Source organism: Pseudomonas sp. StFLB209 (genome assembly GCF_000829415.1).
In the GTDB taxonomy this organism is placed as follows: domain Bacteria; phylum Pseudomonadota; class Gammaproteobacteria; order Pseudomonadales; family Pseudomonadaceae; genus Aquipseudomonas.
The window spans coordinates 1,225,702-1,243,661 of the sequence record NZ_AP014637.1 but is presented as its reverse complement, the minus strand read 5'-3'; the positions used below and the strand labels follow the sequence as shown (position 1 = coordinate 1,243,661).

General features: G+C 63.4%; 11 protein-coding genes. 8 read left to right on the top strand and 3 right to left on the bottom strand.

The window, feature by feature from the left end:
* The first annotated feature begins 312 nt into the window (after positions 1-312).
* A complete protein-coding gene (locus tag PSCI_RS05700; RefSeq protein ID WP_045483944.1) occupies positions 313-5,274 on the top strand; it encodes an alpha-2-macroglobulin family protein in 4,962 nt (1,653 codons plus the stop codon).
* Between the two features lie 95 nt (positions 5,275-5,369).
* Here the strand turns inward: PSCI_RS05700 and PSCI_RS05695 are convergent, their stop codons facing one another.
* Positions 5,370-5,663: a hypothetical protein gene (locus tag PSCI_RS05695; protein ID WP_045483941.1), complete on the bottom strand. Its 294-nt coding sequence runs from the start codon at positions 5,661-5,663 to the stop codon at positions 5,370-5,372.
* Between the two features lie 111 nt (positions 5,664-5,774).
* Here PSCI_RS05695 and pbpC point away from each other — a divergent pair, with 111 nt between their 5' ends.
* From pbpC to PSCI_RS05680, 3 genes are all read left to right on the top strand, one after another.
* Positions 5,775-8,111: a peptidoglycan glycosyltransferase PbpC gene (pbpC, locus tag PSCI_RS05690; protein WP_442965467.1), complete on the top strand. Its 2,337-nt coding sequence runs from the start codon at positions 5,775-5,777 to the stop codon at positions 8,109-8,111.
* 526 nt (positions 8,112-8,637) lie between these two features.
* A complete protein-coding gene (locus tag PSCI_RS05685; protein WP_045483934.1) occupies positions 8,638-10,365 on the top strand; it encodes a collagen-like triple helix repeat-containing protein in 1,728 nt (575 codons plus the stop codon).
* 128 nt (positions 10,366-10,493) lie between these two features.
* Positions 10,494-12,176: a ShlB/FhaC/HecB family hemolysin secretion/activation protein gene (locus PSCI_RS05680; protein WP_045483932.1), complete on the top strand. Its 1,683-nt coding sequence runs from the start codon at positions 10,494-10,496 to the stop codon at positions 12,174-12,176.
* 60 nt (positions 12,177-12,236) lie between these two features.
* Here the strand turns inward: PSCI_RS05680 and PSCI_RS05675 are convergent, their stop codons facing one another.
* Together PSCI_RS05675 and PSCI_RS05670 are read right to left on the bottom strand one after the other, a co-directional pair.
* Complete coding sequence (locus tag PSCI_RS05675; protein WP_045483930.1) at positions 12,237-12,647, bottom strand: response regulator; 411 nt, start codon at positions 12,645-12,647, stop codon at positions 12,237-12,239.
* Between the two features lie 90 nt (positions 12,648-12,737).
* Complete coding sequence (locus PSCI_RS05670; protein WP_045483927.1) at positions 12,738-12,932, bottom strand: Flp family type IVb pilin; 195 nt, start codon at positions 12,930-12,932, stop codon at positions 12,738-12,740.
* 300 nt (positions 12,933-13,232) lie between these two features.
* Here PSCI_RS05670 and cpaB point away from each other — a divergent pair, with 300 nt between their 5' ends.
* Genes cpaB through PSCI_RS05650 form a run of 4 tightly spaced genes read left to right on the top strand, consistent with a single transcriptional unit; the run spans position 13,233 to position 17,954 of the window.
* Complete coding sequence (cpaB, locus tag PSCI_RS05665; RefSeq protein WP_045483924.1) at positions 13,233-14,207, top strand: Flp pilus assembly protein CpaB; 975 nt, start codon at positions 13,233-13,235, stop codon at positions 14,205-14,207.
* A gap of 20 nt (positions 14,208-14,227) precedes the next feature.
* Positions 14,228-15,511 carry a type II and III secretion system protein family protein gene (locus tag PSCI_RS05660; protein WP_231906372.1) on the top strand — a complete coding sequence of 428 codons (1,284 nt, stop codon included), beginning with the start codon at positions 14,228-14,230 and terminating at the stop codon, positions 15,509-15,511.
* A complete protein-coding gene (locus tag PSCI_RS05655; protein WP_045483918.1) occupies positions 15,508-16,698 on the top strand; it encodes a pilus assembly protein in 1,191 nt (396 codons plus the stop codon). The genes PSCI_RS05660 and PSCI_RS05655 overlap by 4 nt, the downstream gene beginning before the upstream one ends.
* A complete protein-coding gene (locus PSCI_RS05650) occupies positions 16,698-17,954 on the top strand; it encodes a CpaF family protein (RefSeq protein WP_045483906.1) in 1,257 nt (418 codons plus the stop codon). The genes PSCI_RS05655 and PSCI_RS05650 overlap by 1 nt, the downstream gene beginning before the upstream one ends.
* Positions 17,955-17,960 lie beyond the last annotated feature (6 nt).

The window sequence follows — 17,960 nt, the reverse complement described above, 5'->3', positions numbered from 1 at the left end:
TTACTCTGTTGAAGTGTGTGTGACAAAACAGCCACGGCCCTGCGGGTTGCGCCCCAAATCGCGCCATGCTTCGTTGAAGGACTTGAAAAGGGAGCGACCATTTCCTGCGTCCTTCGCCTCGCCTGACACGATTTGGCGCTGCAACGAGGCCTGCGCTGAAACGTCAACAGCCCCTAGTGTAACGACTGGCCCGTTGGCATGTCGTGCTGAGAACGAAGTCACAAAGCCGCGGTCTATTGCCGCGATCTGCGCTGTATCTGACCGTGACTGCTATATAGTCACCCCTTTCCCATTGCTCCCGACGAGTGCCCCATGCTCAACAAAGGACTGTTCCTGGCTTGCGCGCTTGCGCTGCTTAGTGCCTGCGATTCCTCCTCGCCTGACAAACCTGCCGCGCCGCCCGCGCAGACATCGACGCCTGCCGCCGCTGCGACGACCAAGCCGAAACCGGCGGTTGATCTGCCAGCGCTGGCCAAGCGTTATACAGGGCGTGAAGTGAGCGTGGTGGATGTCTCGGAGATTCAGGTTGAAGGCGCCAGCACCTTGTCGGTGAGCTTCTCCGTGCCGCTGGACCCGGAGCAGAAATTCGCCGAAAAACTACACCTGGTCGACAGCAAGACCGGCAAGGTCGATGGCGCCTGGGAGCTGTCGGATAACCTGATGGAGCTGCGCCTGCGCCACCTTGAGCCGCAGCGCAAGCTGGTGCTGACCGTCGACGCCGGCGTGCGCGGGGTGAATAACAATACTCTGGCCAGCGAGTTCAGTGCCCGTCTGGAAACCCGCGACCTGCAGGCCACGGTCGGCTTTGCCAGCCGCGGCAGCCTGCTGCCGACCCGCCTGGCCGAAGGCCTGCCGGTGATCGCGCTGAACGTCGACAAGGTCGATGTGGAGTTTTTCCGGGTCAAGCCTGATCAGTTGCCCAACTTCCTGACCGAATGGGAAGGCTCGTCGAGCATGTCGGCGTATCGCTCCGAACAGCTGCTGCCGATGGCCGATCTGGTCTACGGCGGGCGCTTCGACCTCAAGCCTGCGCGTAACACCCGCGAAACCCTGCTGCTGCCCATCGGTGGCATCAAGCCCCTGCAAGAGCCGGGCGTGTACCTGGCCGTGATGCGCGCCTCGGGCAGCTACAACTACACCCTGCCGGCAACCCTGTTCACCTTGAGTGACATCGGTCTGTCGGTGCACCGTTACAGCCAGCGCCTGGACGTATTCACCCAGGCCCTGGAAGGCGGCAAGGCGCAGAGTGATGTGAACGTCGATGTTTACGACAACGACGGCAAGGTGGTTGCCCAGGGTAAAACCGACGGCAAAGGCCACGCGCAATTGCCGCTGCCCAACAAGGCTGCCCTGATTCTCGCGCACAAGGGCGAACAGACCAGCCTGCTGCGCCTGAACAGCCCGGCGCTGGATCTGGCCGAGTTCGACATCAGCGGTCCGCAGGCCCACCCGTTGCAGTTTTTTGTCTTCGGCCCCCGCGACCTGTATCGCCCCGGCGAGACCGTGCTGCTCAACGGCCTGCTGCGCGACCAGGACGGCAAATCCGTCAAGACCCAGCCCATCAATGTCGAAGTGCGCCGTCCTGATGAGCAGGTGAGCCGCAAGTTCGTCTGGGAACCGGACGCCAGCGGTTTGTACCAGTATCAATTGCAACTGGCCGACGAAGCCCCCACCGGGCGCTGGCAGTTGGTCTACGACCTGGGCGACGGCAAGCCGCAACTGTATGAATTCAACGTCGAAGACTTCCTCCCGGAACGTCTGGCGCTGGACCTGAAGGGCAGCGAGACGCCAATCTCGCCGGAGCAAAACCCGCAGTTCGAAATCACTGGCCGCTACCTGTACGGTGCGCCGGCCTCCGGCAACAGCCTGACCGGCCAGTTGTATGTTCGCCCGCTGCGTGAGGCGGTGGAGAAACTGCCGGGCTATCAGTTCGGTTCGATTACCGAAGAAGACCTCAAGTTCGACCGCGAGCTGGACGCCACCACCCTGGACGCCAACGGCGAAGCGGTACTGGACGTACAGACCGAATGGGCCAAGGCCCGCTCGCCGCTGAACGTGATTTTGCAGGCCAGCCTGCAAGAGTCCGGTGGCCGCCCGATCACCCGTCGCGTGGTTCAGCCGGTCTGGCCTGCCGAGCGCCTGCCTGGCCTGCGTGCGCTGTTTGGCAGCAGCACCGGCGAAGATGATTATGGCTACGGCGCTGCACGGGGCGAGGCCCAGACGGACGGCGACGGTCCGGCCGAGTTCGAAATTCTGGTGGCTGACGCCGCCGGTAACAAACTGGCTGCCAACGATGTGAAGGTGCGGCTGGTACGCGAGCGCCGCGACTACTACTGGACCTATTCGGACAGCGATGGCTGGAGCTACAACTACAACGAGAAATTCCTCAACCTCAGCGAAGAAACCCTGACCATCAACAAAGACGCCACCGCCAAGGTCACCTTCCCGGTGGAGTGGGGTCCGTACCGCGTCGAGGTTGAAGATCCGGCCACCGGTCTGGTCAGCAGCCTGCGCTTCTGGGCCGGCTACCGCTGGCAGGACAACGCCGAAGGCGGCGCGGTGCGTCCGGACCAGGTCAAGCTGGCGCTGGACAAACCGGCTTATGCCGATGACGCCACCGCCAGGGTCACCGTCACGCCGCCCGCCGCGGGCAAGGGCTACCTGCTGGTTGAGTCCAGCGAAGGTCCGCTGTGGTGGCAAGAGATCGACGTGCCGGCCGAAGGCAAGACCTTCGATATCCAACTGGACAAAAAATGGGCGCGCCATGACCTGTACGTCAGCGCCCTGGTGATTCGTCCCGGCGAGCGCAAGGCCAACGTTACGCCCAAGCGTGCCGTGGGTGTCCTGCACCTGCCGCTGGATCGCTCGCAACGCAAGCTGGGCCTGACCGTTACGGCACCGGAGAAGATGCGTCCCAAGCAGCCATTGAAGCTGAAAGTGGCTGCCAAGAACGCCGACGGCAGTGTGCCCAAGCAGGTTCAGGTACTGGTCTCGGCGGTCGACGTGGGGATTTTGAACATCACCCGCTATGCCACACCTGATCCGTTTGCCAGCCTGTTTGGTCGCAAGGAATATGGCGCCGACCAGCTCGACGTGTACGGCCAGTTGATCGAAGCAGGGCAAGGCCGGCTGGCCAGCCTGGCGTTCGGTGGCGATGCCTTGGCCAAGGGCGGCAAGCGCCCGGACACCAGTGTCACCATCGTCGCTCTGCAAAGCGCCCCCGTTGTCCTGAACGAGCAGGGTGAAGGCGAGGTCAGTGTCGATATTCCTGACTTCAACGGCGAACTGCGGATCATGGCCCAGGCCTGGACCGACGAGCGCTATGGCATGGCCGAAGCCAAGACGGTGGTCGCCGCGCCGCTGATTGCCGAACTGTCGACGCCGCGCTTTCTCGCCGGCGGTGACCAGACCAGCGTGGCGCTGGACTTGGCTAACCTGTCCGGCAAAGCCCAGAAACTTGATGTGCAGTTGTTCGCCGAAGGCCAACTGAGCATTCCGGGCGGCGACCAGAGCAAGACCGTGCAACTGCAACAAGGTCAGCGCACCACGCTGAAATTCCCGGTCCAGGCACAAGGTGGTCTGGGTCAGGGCAAGCTGCGGGTCAAGGTCGATGGGCTGGTCATTCCGGGCGAGGACCTGCCGCCGCTGTCGCGGGAATGGACCGTGGGCGTGCGCCCGGCCTACCCGGCGATGTTGCGTCATTTCCGCGCCGTGCTGGAGCCAGGCCAGGAGTGGAGCCTGCCCGAAGGCGCACTGCAAGCCTTTGAACCGGCCGGCCGTGAGGCGCTGATGTCGTTGTCGAGCCGTCCGCCGCTGAACCTGGGGGAGCAGATCCGCGCCCTCAAAGCCTACCCGTATGGCTGTGCCGAGCAGACCGCCAGCGGCCTGTACCCGTCGTTGTATGCCGACGCCGCGACCCTCAAACGGCTGGGCCTGGCCGGCGAGCCGGATGCCGAGCGCAAGCGCAAGGTCGAAATCGGGATCGAGCGGCTGTTGGGCATGCAGCGCTACAACGGCAGCTTCGGCCTGTGGGGCGCCGATGGCGAAGAGGAATACTGGCTGACCGCCTACGTCACCGACTTCCTGCTGCGCGCCCGCGATCAGGGCTTTGCCGTGCCGGCTGAAGCCTTGAAGAAAGCCAACGAACGCTTGATGCGCTACCTGCAGGATCGCGGTCAGGTGCAGGTCAACTACAGCCAGAACGCTGAGCACACCCGTTTCGCCGTGCAGGCCTACGCCGGTCTGGTGCTGGCGCGCAGTCAACAGGCGCCGCTGGGTGCCCTGCGCACCCTGTTCGAACGGCGCAGCGATGCACGCTCCGGCCTGCCGCTGGTGCAACTGGCTGTGGCGCTGGAAAAAATGGGCGACAAACCCCGTGCCGAGCAGGCCCTGCGTGCCGGTCTTGCGGCCGGTCGCAAGCCCAATGAGTGGCTGGCCGACTACGGCAGCCCGCTGCGTGACCAGGCACTGATCCTGGCCTTGCTGGAAGAAAACAACCTGGGTGGCGAGGCGCGTAACCAGCGTCTGTTCGACCTGGCCGATCAACTGGCGGCCAGCCGCTACCTGTCGACCCAGGAAAGCAACTCGCTGTTCCTGGCCGGCCGCAACCTGCTGGGCAAACCGGAGAAAGACTGGACCGCGCTGTTGTCTTCGGCCGGCCAGAACCTTGACCTGAGCAACCGCCAGCCGGGGCAGAAACTTGCCGGTGCAGTGCTGGCCGCACCGCTGGCGCTGCACAACCAGAGTGGCGAAACGCTGTACCAGCAGTTGACCCTGTCCGGTTACCCGACCCAGGCACCGCTGGCCGGTGGCGAGAACCTGACAATCAGCCGCGAGTACCTGAGCCTGTCCGGCCAGCCGCTCAACGTCGAGGCATTGAAGACCGGCCAACTGGTGCTGGTGCACCTGCAAGTGTCGGCGCGTCAGCGGGTACCGGATGCGCTGATCGTCGACCTGCTGCCGGCGGGCCTGGAACTGGAAAACCAGAACCTGGCGCAAAGCGCGGCCAGCCTGGAAGATGCCAGCGAGTCGATCAAGGGGTTCCGTGAGTCGATGGAGAACGCCAGCCTCAAGCACCAGGAGTACCGTGGTGATCGTTATGTCGCGGCGCTGGACATCGAGGGCAGTACCCGTCCGGTGCACCTGCTGTACCTGGCTCGTGCAGTAACCCCGGGTATCTACAAGGTGCCGCCGCCGCAGGTCGAATCGATGTACCGGCCGAACTGGCAGGCTCTGGGCGAAGCCCCGGCGCAGATGGTGGTCAGGGCTAAATAAACCTGACCCCGCAGGAGCCGCTTTAGCTGCGAAGCTTTCGCGGCTAAAGCCGCTCCTACGAGGGCGGTTACGGGATTATGGTTACGGGGTTGTGGTTACGAAATGATCCAGCTCAACAACCACAGCCCCAGCGCCAGCCAGATGATGCCGAGGATGATCGAGGCGCGCATGAAGGCGCGGATCGCCGAATAAAGAAACAGCAAGCCGGCGATCAGCGCCAGAATGCTGACCAGCGATGTATCCATGCCCAATGCCCGTGACAAGCCATCGACGAAGTTGCCCCCGGCATGCACGAACAGATTGAAAAACCACGCCAGACCATCGACCACAAAGCGGATCACCGCGCCGATCGCCTGGCCCAGCCACTCGAAGAAGCCTTCTACTTGCATGGATAATGTCCTGATTGAAAGGGGAACCTGTTTGCTTTGGCTGTCGGCCACTATCGCTGGTTCCCTGAGGGCGGGAGAGTCTTTGCTGTGAAATGGTTTTTTGTTGAGCGCCTGGGGCCGCGTAGCCGGCGCTGGTTACTGCTCATCTTGCTGGTTGTGCTGTTGCCGCCGCTGCTGTTGTGGCTGGCTGACCGGATCTGGCCGTTGCCATTGCCCAAGGATGATCTGGCCAGGGTGGTGCTGGCCGAAGACGGTACGCCGCTGTGGCGCTTCGCCGATGCTGATGGTGTGTGGCGCTATCCGGTAAGCAGCAGCCAGGTTTCGCCCTATTACCTGGAGGCGCTACTGACCTACGAAGACCGCTGGTTCTATAGCCACCCTGGTGTTAACCCGCTGTCGCTGGCCCGCGCCAGCTGGCAAAACCTCAGCGGTGCCCGTGTGGTGTCGGGCGGCAGCACCCTGTCGATGCAGGTGGCGCGTCTGCTCGACCCGCATGCGCGGACCGTACCGGGCAAACTGCGTCAATTGTGGCGCACCGTGCAACTGGAATGGCACCTGTCCAAGCCACAAATCCTCGAAATCTATCTTAATCGCGCGCCGTTCGGCGGCACCCTGCAAGGCGTGGCGGCCGCCAGTTGGGCGTATCTGGGCAAGTCACCGCAACACCTGACCCGCTCAGAAGCAGCGATGCTTGCGGTGCTGCCCCAGGCGCCCAGCCGCCTGCGTCCGGATCGCCATCCGGAGCGGGCCCAGCAAGCGCGGGACAAAGTGTTGCGGCGGCTGGCCGAGTTCGGTGTCTGGCCGCAGTCCGGAGTCGATGAGGCACTGCAAGAGCCTTTGTTGCTGGCGCCCCGTCAGGAGCCGAGCCTGGCCCCCTTGTTGGCCCGCCGCCTGAACCGGCCGGACAGCCCGCCATTGATTCGCACCACCCTCGACGCCAGCCTGCAGCGGCGTATGGAAGACCTGCTGATGGGCTGGCGCGCACGGCTGCCGGAGCGCACCTCGGCAGCCATTCTGGTGGTTGAGGCCGAGAACATGGCGGTGCGTGCCTATGTCGGCTCGGTGGACATCAACGACACCAAACGTTTCGGCCATGTCGACATGATCAGCGCTCTGCGCTCACCGGGCTCGACCCTCAAGCCGTTCCTGTATGGCATGGCCATGGATGCCGGGCTGATTCACTCTGAATCGCTGTTGCAGGATGTGCCACGGCGTTATGGCGATTACCGGCCCGGCAACTTTTCGGCGGGGTTCGGCGGGCCGATTGCCGCCAGCTCGGCGTTGTCGATGTCGCTCAACCTGCCGGCGGTGCAACTGCTGGAGGTCTATGGCCCGAAGCGGTTTGCCGCCGAACTGCGTAACGGCGGGATTCCCCTGACCTTGCCGCCGCTGGCCGAACCGAACCTGGCGCTGATTCTGGGCGGTGCCGGCACGCGTCTGCAAAATCTGGTCGCCGGCTACAGTGCATTCGCGCGCGGTGGGGTCAGTGCCGATATTCGCCTGCAACCACAAGACGCCTTGCGCGAGCGACGCATGATGTCGCCGGGTGCGGCATGGATCATCCGGCGCATTCTCAGCGGCCAGTCACGGCCGGACCTCGACCCGCACGCTGAACTGGTGCAGCGCCCGCAACTGGCCTGGAAAACCGGCACCAGCTACGGCTTTCGCGATGCCTGGTCGATTGGCGTCGGGCCGCGCTTTCTGGTCGGTGTATGGATCGGCCGCCCCGATGGCACGCCAGTACCCGGCCAGTTCGGCCTGGCCTCGGCCGCACCGCTGATGCTGCAGGTCCACGATGTGCTGGCCAACCGCGACAGCCAGCGTGGGATCAATACCCCGGTGGCACCGGTGCCCTTCAACGTCGGCGTAGCGGCTATCTGTTGGCCGCTGGGCCAGCCGATGAGCAAGAGCGACCCGAACTGCCGCCGGCAGCGCTTTGCCTGGACCCTGGAGGGCACCACCCCGCCGACCTTGCAGGCCGCCGACCAGCCATTGGGCCTGGGCCTGCTGGAAAAAGTCTGGGTCAACGCCGAAGGCTTGCGGGTCGATGCCAGCTGCGCTGGCGCCGTGGCCCGCGACATCGCCCTATGGCCGGCGCCACTGGAACCCTGGCTACCGCGCGCCGAACGCCGCGAAGCGCGCCTGCCTGCCATCGACCCTGGCTGCCCGCCGCAAGGCATCAGCATGGTCACGCCGCTGAGCATCGTCGGCGTGCGCGAGGGCGACAACCTGCGCCTGCCCGCCGGCAGCCGCCAGGCCCTGCACCTGAAACTCTCGGCACTTGGCGGCAGCGGCCGGCGCTGGTGGTTCATCGACGGTTCACCGGCGGCCGACACCGACAACCAGCAAGACTTCAACACCACCCTCAACCGCTCCGGGCATTACCAACTCAGCGTGCTGGACGAAAGCGGCCAGACCGCCCAGGTGCAGTTCAACGTCATCGATTGAGTTGGTTGTAAACGCTCAAGTAAGCGGTTTGAAAACAGTCGGGTGAATCAATTGTAGACCCAATACTGTTCAGTTAACTCGGTGGGAGTTGGCTTGCCGGGGTGCCGGACCACAACGAAGGCAGCGGCCCATTCGCAGCAGATGCTGTGACTTTACCGGCCTCTTCGCGACCAAGGTCGCTCCCACAAAGGCATGCGGCGGGTATGTGAACAGTATGGGTTGTAGACCATATACCGAATACCAAAATGTGGGCGGCTGCAAAATAACAGGAACGCCCCATAAATTAGTCATATATAACTTTCGTGCAGCCGGCACATTACCGGCTTCACAAACTTCCCGGCGCCCCGTTTTTATTGACTTGCGTGCATTGAAAACAGCAGGCCAAAGATCAGGATATATATCCGGTTAATACCAATTTGAGAGTTGAGAGCGTTTAGCCAGAAGCGTGAGATGCCCCCAGGGACGACATGTTAAGGGGACCCCGGAGTCGATGGGGTAAGCAATCACTTGCTGGATGGATTCGCTCATGAACACTCAACATTTCTGGAAGGCAGGCACAGCACTGATATTGGCCCTGAGCCTTGGATTGACCGGTTGCAGCAGCGGCGGTGGCGGCTCGAAAAGCCATGTAGATGGCTCGGGTAGCGCAGGCGGCACTGCGGGCACCGATGGCAGCGGTGCCGGCAGCGGCGGTTCTGGCAGTTCGGGCGGAACCGGCGCTACTGACGGTGGCGGTGGTAGTGGTAGCAGTGGCGGGACCGGCGGTATCGATGGCGGTGATGGCGGCGGCACAGGCGGCACCGGCGGCGGTACTGGCGGCGGTGGCTCTGGCGGCAGCGCCGGAACCGGCGGTAATGGGGGCGGTAACGGCGGTGGTGGTGGCGGTGACGATGACGGTGGCGTACAGATCAGCAGCCTCGCCACTGCGCAAACGGCCTCTGAAGGCGGCAATGCGCTCAGTGGTCTGGGCGATGCGGTAATCGGTATCGGCGAGGCATTCTCCACCCTCTCCCTCGGTGACAGCACCGACCTGACCGGTGGCGCCGGCGGTCTGATCGCTTCGGTCGGCATCGCCACCAACAGCCTCGGCGGCTCCGTGACCCAAGGCCTGGGTACTCTGGGCACTGACAGCAACGCACTGGGCATCACCTTGTCGGGTGCCGGCAAGGCCACTGCTGATCTGGGCGGCGGTGTCTCGGCGCTGGGCAGCGGCGTAGCGGCATTCGGTGCATCGTCGCAAATCGAACAGGTTCCGCTGGTGGGCGGTGTACTGAACAAGACCGGTCAAGTGGTCGATGGGGTAGGGCAACGTGTGACCATGCTCGGCAACACCCTGAGCGCCGCGACCACCACTGGTCCTCTGGGTAACCTCACTCAACAAGTGGGCGATCGTCTGGTTCCAGTGGTCGCCATGGTCGAATCCACCACTGACAAACTGGGCACCGCCACAGGCCTGGGCGCGCCGGTCAGCGGTGTGCTGCAACAGGTCAAAGGTACGCTGAACAACCTCGGCACCGGTCTGGCCAATTCCACCGGTGGCGACAGCCCGGTCACTGCGGGGCTGGGCAACACCGTTGCAGCCTTGGGCAACACCCTTGGCAATGCTGGCGGGCTGGTCAATGCCGGCTCCATCGGCACCGGTACACCCGCCCCTGGCGGCAGTGGCGGTCTCGGCGGTGCCCTTGGCGGTATTGGCGGCGGCGGCATTGGCGGTGCCGGTGGTATCGGCCTGGTGGAAACCGTCGGTGGTGTCGTGTCCGGGGCCGGCAGCGGGCTGGCCAGCAGCACCGCTGGGGTCCTCAACGCCGTGGGCGTCAACGGCAACGCCATCGGCGGCTCGGTCGCCTCGCTCGGCACCGTGTTGGGCGGTAGCGGTACGCCTAATGCCGCAGTGGCCGCGCCGGTCGCCGGCCTGACCAGCAGCGTGGGCGCTGCGGTGGCACCGGTGGTCAGCAACGTGGTCAGTGTCACCCAGCAAGTCGGCGGTGCCACCGGTATCGGCGCACCGGTCAATGGTCTGCTGACCCAGGTCGGCGGTGCCGTGAACAATCTGGGCAGTCAGGTCGCCGGTACAGGCAACAACGCGGTCAGCAGTGCGCTGGGCAATACCGTCAGCAGCGTCGGCGCCACGGTGGCTCAAATCGGCACTGTGGTGAATGCCCCTGGTGCGACACCAGGCACCGGTACTGCGACCGGTCTGGGCGGTGTGCTGGGCAATGTCACCGGGGCGCTGGGCGGGCTGGGCCGGCAGTAGCTTTTGAGCGGCGAGCCGGTAGCGGCTTTTCACACAGCGCCTAAGCTGATTTCAGGCAGGGGAGTCGGAATGATCCCCTGCCTTTTTCTATATGAGATGCCGCTGTTGTATGGTCATGGAGTGTCCCTATGCGTGCATGTGTCCGGGTTCTGGTTCTGGGGGCTGCGGTTTGCCCCTGGCTGGTTCAGGCAGAGACTCTGCCGAGCTTTCTCAATAGCAATGACCGGCAGAACAACCTGCCGGTGCCCAATCTGCCTGCCGACGCTTATCGCCCTGCCGCGCCGGCCTTGCAACTGCCTGCTCCTGCACCGCCTGAAGCGGCGCCGCTGATGATGAGCACCAAAGTCGCGGTGCGGCGGATTCGCATCGAAGGCGGCAGCGTTTACCCACTTGAAGAACTGGCTGGCGGGTTCAAGCCGATGATCGGCCGCGACGCGACGCTGGGTGAACTGATCGAGGTCACTCGTGCACTCACTCAGCGTTATCAGCAGGACGGTTACCTGCTGTCTTACGCCTTTTTGCCGCCGCAGGACTTCAATGACGGGCTGGTGCGGGTGGTGCTGGTCGAAGGCTATGTGCGCGATTACCAGCTGCAAGGGGAGCTGGGCCGGGTGTCAGCGTATCTGCAACAGCTGGTCGACAAGATTCGTCAGGAGCGACCACTGACCCGCAAGACCTTCGAGCGTTACACCACCCTGATGAGCCGCGTGCCGGGGGTGACCCTGCAGGCCAGTGTGCCGCCGCCCGGCACCACCGACGGCGCCACCACGCTGATTGCCACAGCGTCACGCAAGCCGTTCACCAGCAGCCTGGGGCTGACCGATGACAACCGCAAGGGCATGCAGGCGCTGCTCGGTCTCAACAGCAATGCACAGACGGCGATGGCCGAACAACTGAGCCTCAGCGGGCTGTTTCCGCCCGGCGATGACAAAGAGCACTACTGGCGGCTGGACTATAGCCAGTACCTCAACGCAGAAGGCACTCAGTTGAGCCTGTGGGGCTCGCGCTACAAGGCCGACCCGCACACCCGGCTGGCGCTCGATAACGGTCTGGAACTGAGCCAGCACCGCGAGAACGACCGCCTTTCGCTGGGCATCAGCCACCCGCTGATTGCGGCCGCCAACGAGTGGTTGAGCGTCGGTACGCGCTTGTATGCGGTCAACGACAAGACCCGTTTCCAGGTGGTCGGCCTGCCGTTGAGTATCGAAACCCGCACCGACTTGCGCGCCCTGGCGGTCGAGGGTGACTGGCGCAAATCCACGGATCGGCAGTTGCGCATTCTCAGTGCCGGTGTCTATCAGGGCATCGATGGCATGGGGGCGAAAACCACCGATGAGCTGTTCGACCTGGATTTTTTCCGCCTGCGCGTCTCCGGGGTGCAGAGCGACCGCTTTGGGCAGCACTGGCAGGGGGTGTTGTCGGCAGCGCTGTACTGGAGTGACGACAATTTGCCCGACAGCGAACGGGCGCAGTTTGGCGGGCAGAACTTCGGCCGCGGTTACCCCAACGACCAGGCCACCGGTGACAAGGGCTGGGGGGTGGCCTATGAGCTCAACTACAGCTTCAACCGCGATGATGGCCGCTGGCTGAAAGTCATCCAGCCTTATGCGGTGCTCGACGCTGCACGCACCTCGTTCAATGCCTTGCCAGTCAAGGACGCAAAAATGTCATCGGCGGCGCTGGGGGTGCGCTTTGGTGATTCGCGTTATTACAACATTGCCCTGGAAGCCGCCAAGCCACTGTCCGACCCCGGCCTGGACAGCTTCAACCGCAACCCACGCTTCACCCTGAGTTTCAGCTACCAGCTTTGATCAACAATAAGATCCGCCGGTGCAAACACGTTTGCACCGGCGGATGGTTGTGCAGTGTGATCAGGGGCTGACCTGATAAAGCTTCGGTTCGGGGAACAGGCTGTTGAGGGTTTCGATCAGACGCACGTGATAGATCGGTTTGCGGAACAGATCCAGCACCTGCAAACGCAGCAGGTCGCTGACATCTTCCATATCGGCGTGGCCGGAGGTGACGATCACCGGCAGGTGCTGGCGTGAGGTGTGTTCGCGCAGGCGCTTGATGAGCTGGATGCCGCTTTCTTCCGGCATGCGCAGGTCGGTAATGACCAGCGCGATATCCGGGTGGCGGGTCAGTTCTTGCAAAGCCTGTTTGACCGAGGACGCAGTGAAGCAGCAGAACCCCTCGCCTTCGAGCAGCTCTGCCAGTTCTTCATTGGCGTCCTCTTCATCGTCAACCAATAACAATTGTTGGCGGGCAGGTTGGACAGCCATTTGTATTTATCTCTCTGCAGGAGGCGAAAAATGGCCCACGGTGGCACCTTTGCACGGGACTGTCAGCAACGACCTCAGCATCAGGGTGTTTTAGGGGGTCAGGCCATCTTTAATACTGGTGAAGATGTTCCCGACCTGTGTGCCGATGTCGCCCATAAAACCGACGATGACCACTGCCACCATGGCAGCGACAATCGCATATTCAATCGCCGAGGCCGCTTCCCGGTTTTTCATGAAAGCAAGGATGCTCACATAGGCGCGTACAAACAGCTGAGTAATGAACATGGTCGTTCTCCTTGCACGTATTCAGTGCAGTGAGCCTTCACTGCACCGCTGAATCTTGCGGGTTGCAACTACAGCATTGTCTGCAATGACGCGGCCCACAATCGTAATAAAGCATTAAACCTAAAGTTATAACTGTCGGCCTTGCGTCCAATAGTCATGAACGCGCTTGTATAAACAGGTTATTTGCAACCGCTCATGGCGTTTTCGAATGGGTGATCTACATTCCTATAACGAAATGGAGCATGGAAATCACGACCCGATGCGTCGAAGTGGTCATGAGATGACAACCGGAGAGTCGTCATGAGCAGTCGCGTTACCCTGGCCCTGGCGGTGCTTTCCCTGTTGGGTGCGATTCTGGCCGGGTATCTCGGGGTGGTGATCAGTCGTGAACCGCCCGCCCCCGCGCCCGCTGTTGTCGACACCGCCCAGGCCCCGGCTGCGCCGGTCGAAGCCCTGCCGCCAGCGCCCGCAGCAACGACAACCTCAGCCGAAGAAGCGCTGCGCAAGAACGTCGTGGTGCTGGCCCGCGACCTGCCTGCCTATGTCCCCATCCAGCCCGAAGACCTGGTCATCGAGCGGCTCAAGGTCGCGCCGCAGGGCAGCTTCAGTACCTTTGAAGAAGTGCTCGGGCGCAACAGCTGGCGGCCACTGGCGGCGGGCAGTTGGCTGAATGCCGCCAGCTTCGAGGCCGGTGGCGGCCTGGCGCGGATGATCCGCCCGGGTGAGCGGGCGCTGGCCGTGGCCGTGGATGAGGTCGCCAGCGCGGCCGGGCATCTGAGCCCCGGCGACTATGTCGATGTATTGCTGTACCTGCCGCAGGACACTGATAACCCGCTGCGCTCCAGCCAGGTGGTGGTGCCGGCATTGCGGGTGTTGGGGGTCGGGGCGTTGCTCGGCCCGGCGCTCGATGGCAGCCCGGTACAGGCCTCCGGTGCCGATATCCGGGTCCAGCAAGAGCAGCAGCGGGGCAATGTGCGCAGCGTCGTGCTCGCCGTGCCGGCGCCGTTGCAGGACCGCTTGATGCTTGCCTCGCAGACCGGGGTGCTGCGGCTGGCGGTACGCAGCGCCGACGAAAGGCACCTGCAGCAATACTGGGCGGCCGACCCTGGCAGCCAGGACGTCGCCCTGCGCCTGGACTCGACCGCGCGCAGCCTGACGCGGTTTAGCCAACTGACCCTGGCGCCCGCACCGCGCCGCGATGACGCTGCTGCGCCGCGGGCGGTCAAGGCGATGGAAGTGATTCGCGGCAACCAGGTTACCCAACCGAACCCCTGATTTGAGCAAGGATGCAGTTGATGAGCAGTCGTTTCCTTTCGGTTACTGCGATGTGTGTGCTGGCAGGGGTATGGGCAGGCTCTGCCCGCGCGGCAGCCAGTGGCTGTGCGGCGCTGTCGGCCCTGCCGCCGGTGCTGGAAGTGGACCAGGGGGCACAACGCGATATCCGCCCCGGTGTGACGATTACTCGCGTTGCGGTGGGTGATCCGAAGATCGCCGATGTGCAGGCCGCTGGCACCCAGGGCGTGATTGTGACCGGGATCAGTGGCGGCGCCACCAGCTTGATGGTCTGGACCGGCTGCGCCAGCGCGCCGCAGCAGAGCATGGTGTTCGTGCGCGGCAAGGCCAGCGCGGCACTGGCTGAAACCGCGCGTAGCCAGGCCGGCCAAGAGCCGCTGCCGATTCAGGTGCAGACCGACATCCGCTTTGTCGAGGTCAGCCGCACCAAACTCAAAGAAGCCAACTTCTCGATTTTCGGCAAGGGCTCGAACAACTCACTGTTCGGCTCACCGGGAACGGTGCCCGGCTCGCTAGGGGTGACGCCGGGCATTGTGCCGTCGATTGTTGATGCCCCGGCCGGCACCGTGGGGCCGATCCTGCCTTCCAATACGGTGGTGCCGCTGAACAACAACATGTTCAACATCGTCTGGGGCGGTGGCAGCAGCAAGGTGCTGGGCATGCTCAACGCCATGGAGAACAGCGGTTTTGCCTATACCCTGGCACGGCCGAGCCTGGTAGCGCTGAGCGGGCAGAGCGCGAGCTTTCTGGCCGGTGGCGAGTTTCCGGTGCCGGTGCCCAACGCCGAGGGCAGCGGGATTTCCATTGAGTACAAAGCGTTCGGTGTGCGCCTGACCCTGACGCCTACCGTGGTCAGCAACGAGCGCATTTTGCTCAAAGTGGCGCCGGAGGTCAGTGAGCTGGATTTCACCGCCGGCATCACGGTTTCCGGCACCAGTGTGCCGGCGCTTAATGTGCGCCGCACTGACACCAGCATCTCCCTGGCCGATGGCGAGAGCTTCGTGATCAGCGGCCTTATCAGCAACAAGAACAGTTCGGAAGTGGGCAAGTTTCCAGGCCTTGGCGATATCCCGGTGCTGGGCGCGTTCTTTCGCAATTCGCAGATCAACCGTGAAGAGCGTGAGTTGCTGATGGTGGTGACTCCCCACCTGGTCCAGCCGCTGGCCCGTGATGCGCAACTGCCTTCGTTGCCCGGCGAAGGACTGCGCAATTACGACCCGAACTTCTACCGCATGATGTTTCTTGAGCGCGGCGACTTCGAGCGCCGCAGCGGGTTGTCGCAATGAGCCAGAGCCTGAGCCAGACCTTTCTGGCGATCACCCGTAACCCGGCCGACCTGGAATGGCTGCAGGGCGCCCTGGGCTCGTTGGGGCAGGTGGTCAGCGCCGGTTCCGGCAGCCTCGACGATCTGCTGGCGCTGGTCGATGTGACCTTCGCCAGCGTGGTGTTCGTGGGGCTGGATCGTGATCACCTGATGAACCAGAGTGCGCTGATCGAAGGCGCGCTGGAAGCCAAGCCGATGCTGGCCATCGTCGCCTTGGGCGACGGCATGGATAATCAACTGGTGCTCACTGCCATGCGTGCCGGGGCACGGGACTTTGTCGCGTATGGCTCGCGCTCCAGTGAAGTGGCGGGTCTGGTGCGGCGGCTGGGCAAGCGCCTGCCGGCGGCGGCATCCAACCCGAACATGAGCGGCCTGACCGTGCTTTACGGTGCGCAGTGCGACGGCGACGGAGCACTGATTTCCAGCCACCTGGCGCTGGTAGTGCAGAAGACCGAGCAGCGCACCTTGCTGCTGGACCTGGGCTTGCCACGCGGTGACAGCCTGGCATTGCTGGGCCTGGAGTCATCATTCAGTTTTGGCGATGCGCTGCGGCACCTGCGTCGGCTGGACTCGACCCTGATCGACAGTGCGTTTACCACCGCTGACAGTGGTCTGCGGATTCTTGCTTACACCGATGCCGATGACGACCTGGAGCGTTCCAGCGCCGCCGAGCTGTACATGCTGCTCAGCGCGCTGCGCCAGCACTTCCAGCACGTGATCATCAATCTGGTCGGCCAGCCTGACAGCGAGGCCTTGCGCACCCTGGTCAGCCATTGCGATCAATTGGTCTGGTACACCGACCAAAGTGTCATTGAGTGTCGGCGCAACCTGGCGATCCTCAACCTGTGGCGCGACAAGGGCATGAAATTGCAGCACGCGGTGTTGCTGGTCGATCGCTACCTGCGCGCGGTGGCACCGAATGCCGAGACGGTGGGCAAGACGTTCGGCCTGCCGGTGGTCTCGGTGCTGGCGCTGAGTCCGGAGTTGCGCCTGAACGCCAAGAATCAGGGGGTGACCCTGTTCGAGCTGGCGCCGCGTGAGTCGTTGTCGGCCGGTTTGCGGCAACTGGGCGAGCACCTGATCAGCCACTCCGGGCGAGCCGAAAAACGCACTGAAGGCTGGTTCAGCCGGCTATTGAGGAATCGCTGATGCCTGACAAACCGTTTGGCGCGTCTTCGCGCAGCCAGCAACCGGGCGATGATGCCCAGGGCCTGAAGCTGGTACTGCACCGCTACATCATCGACGGTATCGAAGAGCACGGCCGCAACCTGCTGGAAGGCTCGCGTCCGGCGCTGGCGCAGTTCGTCATCGACAAGGTCGCCGAGTATGTCGCACGTTTGCGGCTGGCGATTTCCCGTTACGAGATGGAGCGCCTGGCCGAAGAACTGGTGGATGAACTCACCGGCTTCGGGCCGCTGGAAGTGTTGCTGCGCGATGTGTCGGTCACCGAGATTCTGGTCAACGGCCCCGGCAAGGTGTTCATCGAACGTGACGGGGTGTTGCACCATACCGACCTGCGGTTCATCGACTCGCACCATGTCGAGCGGGTCATGCAGCGCATCCTCGCCCCGCTGGGGCGGCGCCTGGACGAGTCATCGCCGATGGTCGATGCGCGGCTGCCTGACGGCAGCCGGGTCAATGCGATCATTCCGCCGATTGCCCTGGACGGCCCGTGCCTGTCGATTCGTAAATTTCGCAAAGACATGCTCAAGAGCGCTGACCTGGTGGCGACTCAGGCCATCGACCAGGCGATCTTCGAGTTCTTCCAGGACGCGGTGGGCAAACGCTGCAATATCCTGATCAGCGGTGGTACCGGGACCGGCAAGACCACCATGCTCAACGTCCTGAGCCAGTTGATCGACACTCACCAGCGACTGGTGACCATCGAAGACGTCGCCGAATTGCAACTGAGCCACCCTCATGTGGTGCGCCTGGAAACCCGCCCGCCGAATGCCGAGGGGCATGGCGAAGTGCGCGCCAGTGACCTGATTCGCAATGCCCTGCGGATGCGCCCGGACCGCATCATCCTGGGCGAGATTCGCGGCGTCGAAGTCCTCGATGTACTTACCGCGATGAACACCGGCCACGAAGGTTCGATGAGCACCGTGCACGCCAACAATGCCCAGGACGCTCTGCTGCGCCTGGAAACCCTGGTCGGCCTTACCGGCCGCCAGATCGCTGAAAAGACCCTGCGCCAAATGGTCTGTGCGGCGCTGGATGTGATCATTCAATTGACCCGTCTGCCCGATGGCCGGCGCTGTGTCAGTGAGGTGGTCGAGGTGGTGGGCATGCGTGACGACATCTATGTCACCAACACCCTGTTCCGCCTCGACAAGCGCACCGGCTATGGCTTCCACCGCGAAGCGGTGCATGCCGCAGGCGACAAACTGCGGCCGATGTACTAGGCGCAA

Bases quoted from the DNA above. Each gene is read 5' to 3' on its own strand.
- PSCI_RS05700 (WP_045483944.1), top strand. From the start codon at position 313: ATGCTCAACAAAGGACTGTTCCTGGCTTGCGCGCTTGCGCTGCTTAGT.
- PSCI_RS05695 (WP_045483941.1), bottom strand. From the start codon at position 5,663: ATGCAAGTAGAAGGCTTCTTCGAGTGGCTGGGCCAGGCGATCGGCGCG.
- PSCI_RS05685 (WP_045483934.1), top strand. From the start codon at position 8,638: ATGAACACTCAACATTTCTGGAAGGCAGGCACAGCACTGATATTGGCC.
- PSCI_RS05680 (WP_045483932.1), top strand. From the start codon at position 10,494: ATGCGTGCATGTGTCCGGGTTCTGGTTCTGGGGGCTGCGGTTTGCCCC.
- PSCI_RS05675 (WP_045483930.1), bottom strand. From the start codon at position 12,647: ATGGCTGTCCAACCTGCCCGCCAACAATTGTTATTGGTTGACGATGAA.
- PSCI_RS05670 (WP_045483927.1), bottom strand. From the start codon at position 12,932: ATGTTCATTACTCAGCTGTTTGTACGCGCCTATGTGAGCATCCTTGCT.
- cpaB (WP_045483924.1), top strand. From the start codon at position 13,233: ATGAGCAGTCGCGTTACCCTGGCCCTGGCGGTGCTTTCCCTGTTGGGT.
- PSCI_RS05660 (WP_231906372.1), top strand. From the start codon at position 14,228: ATGAGCAGTCGTTTCCTTTCGGTTACTGCGATGTGTGTGCTGGCAGGG.
- PSCI_RS05655 (WP_045483918.1), top strand. From the start codon at position 15,508: ATGAGCCAGAGCCTGAGCCAGACCTTTCTGGCGATCACCCGTAACCCG.
- PSCI_RS05650 (WP_045483906.1), top strand. From the start codon at position 16,698: ATGCCTGACAAACCGTTTGGCGCGTCTTCGCGCAGCCAGCAACCGGGC.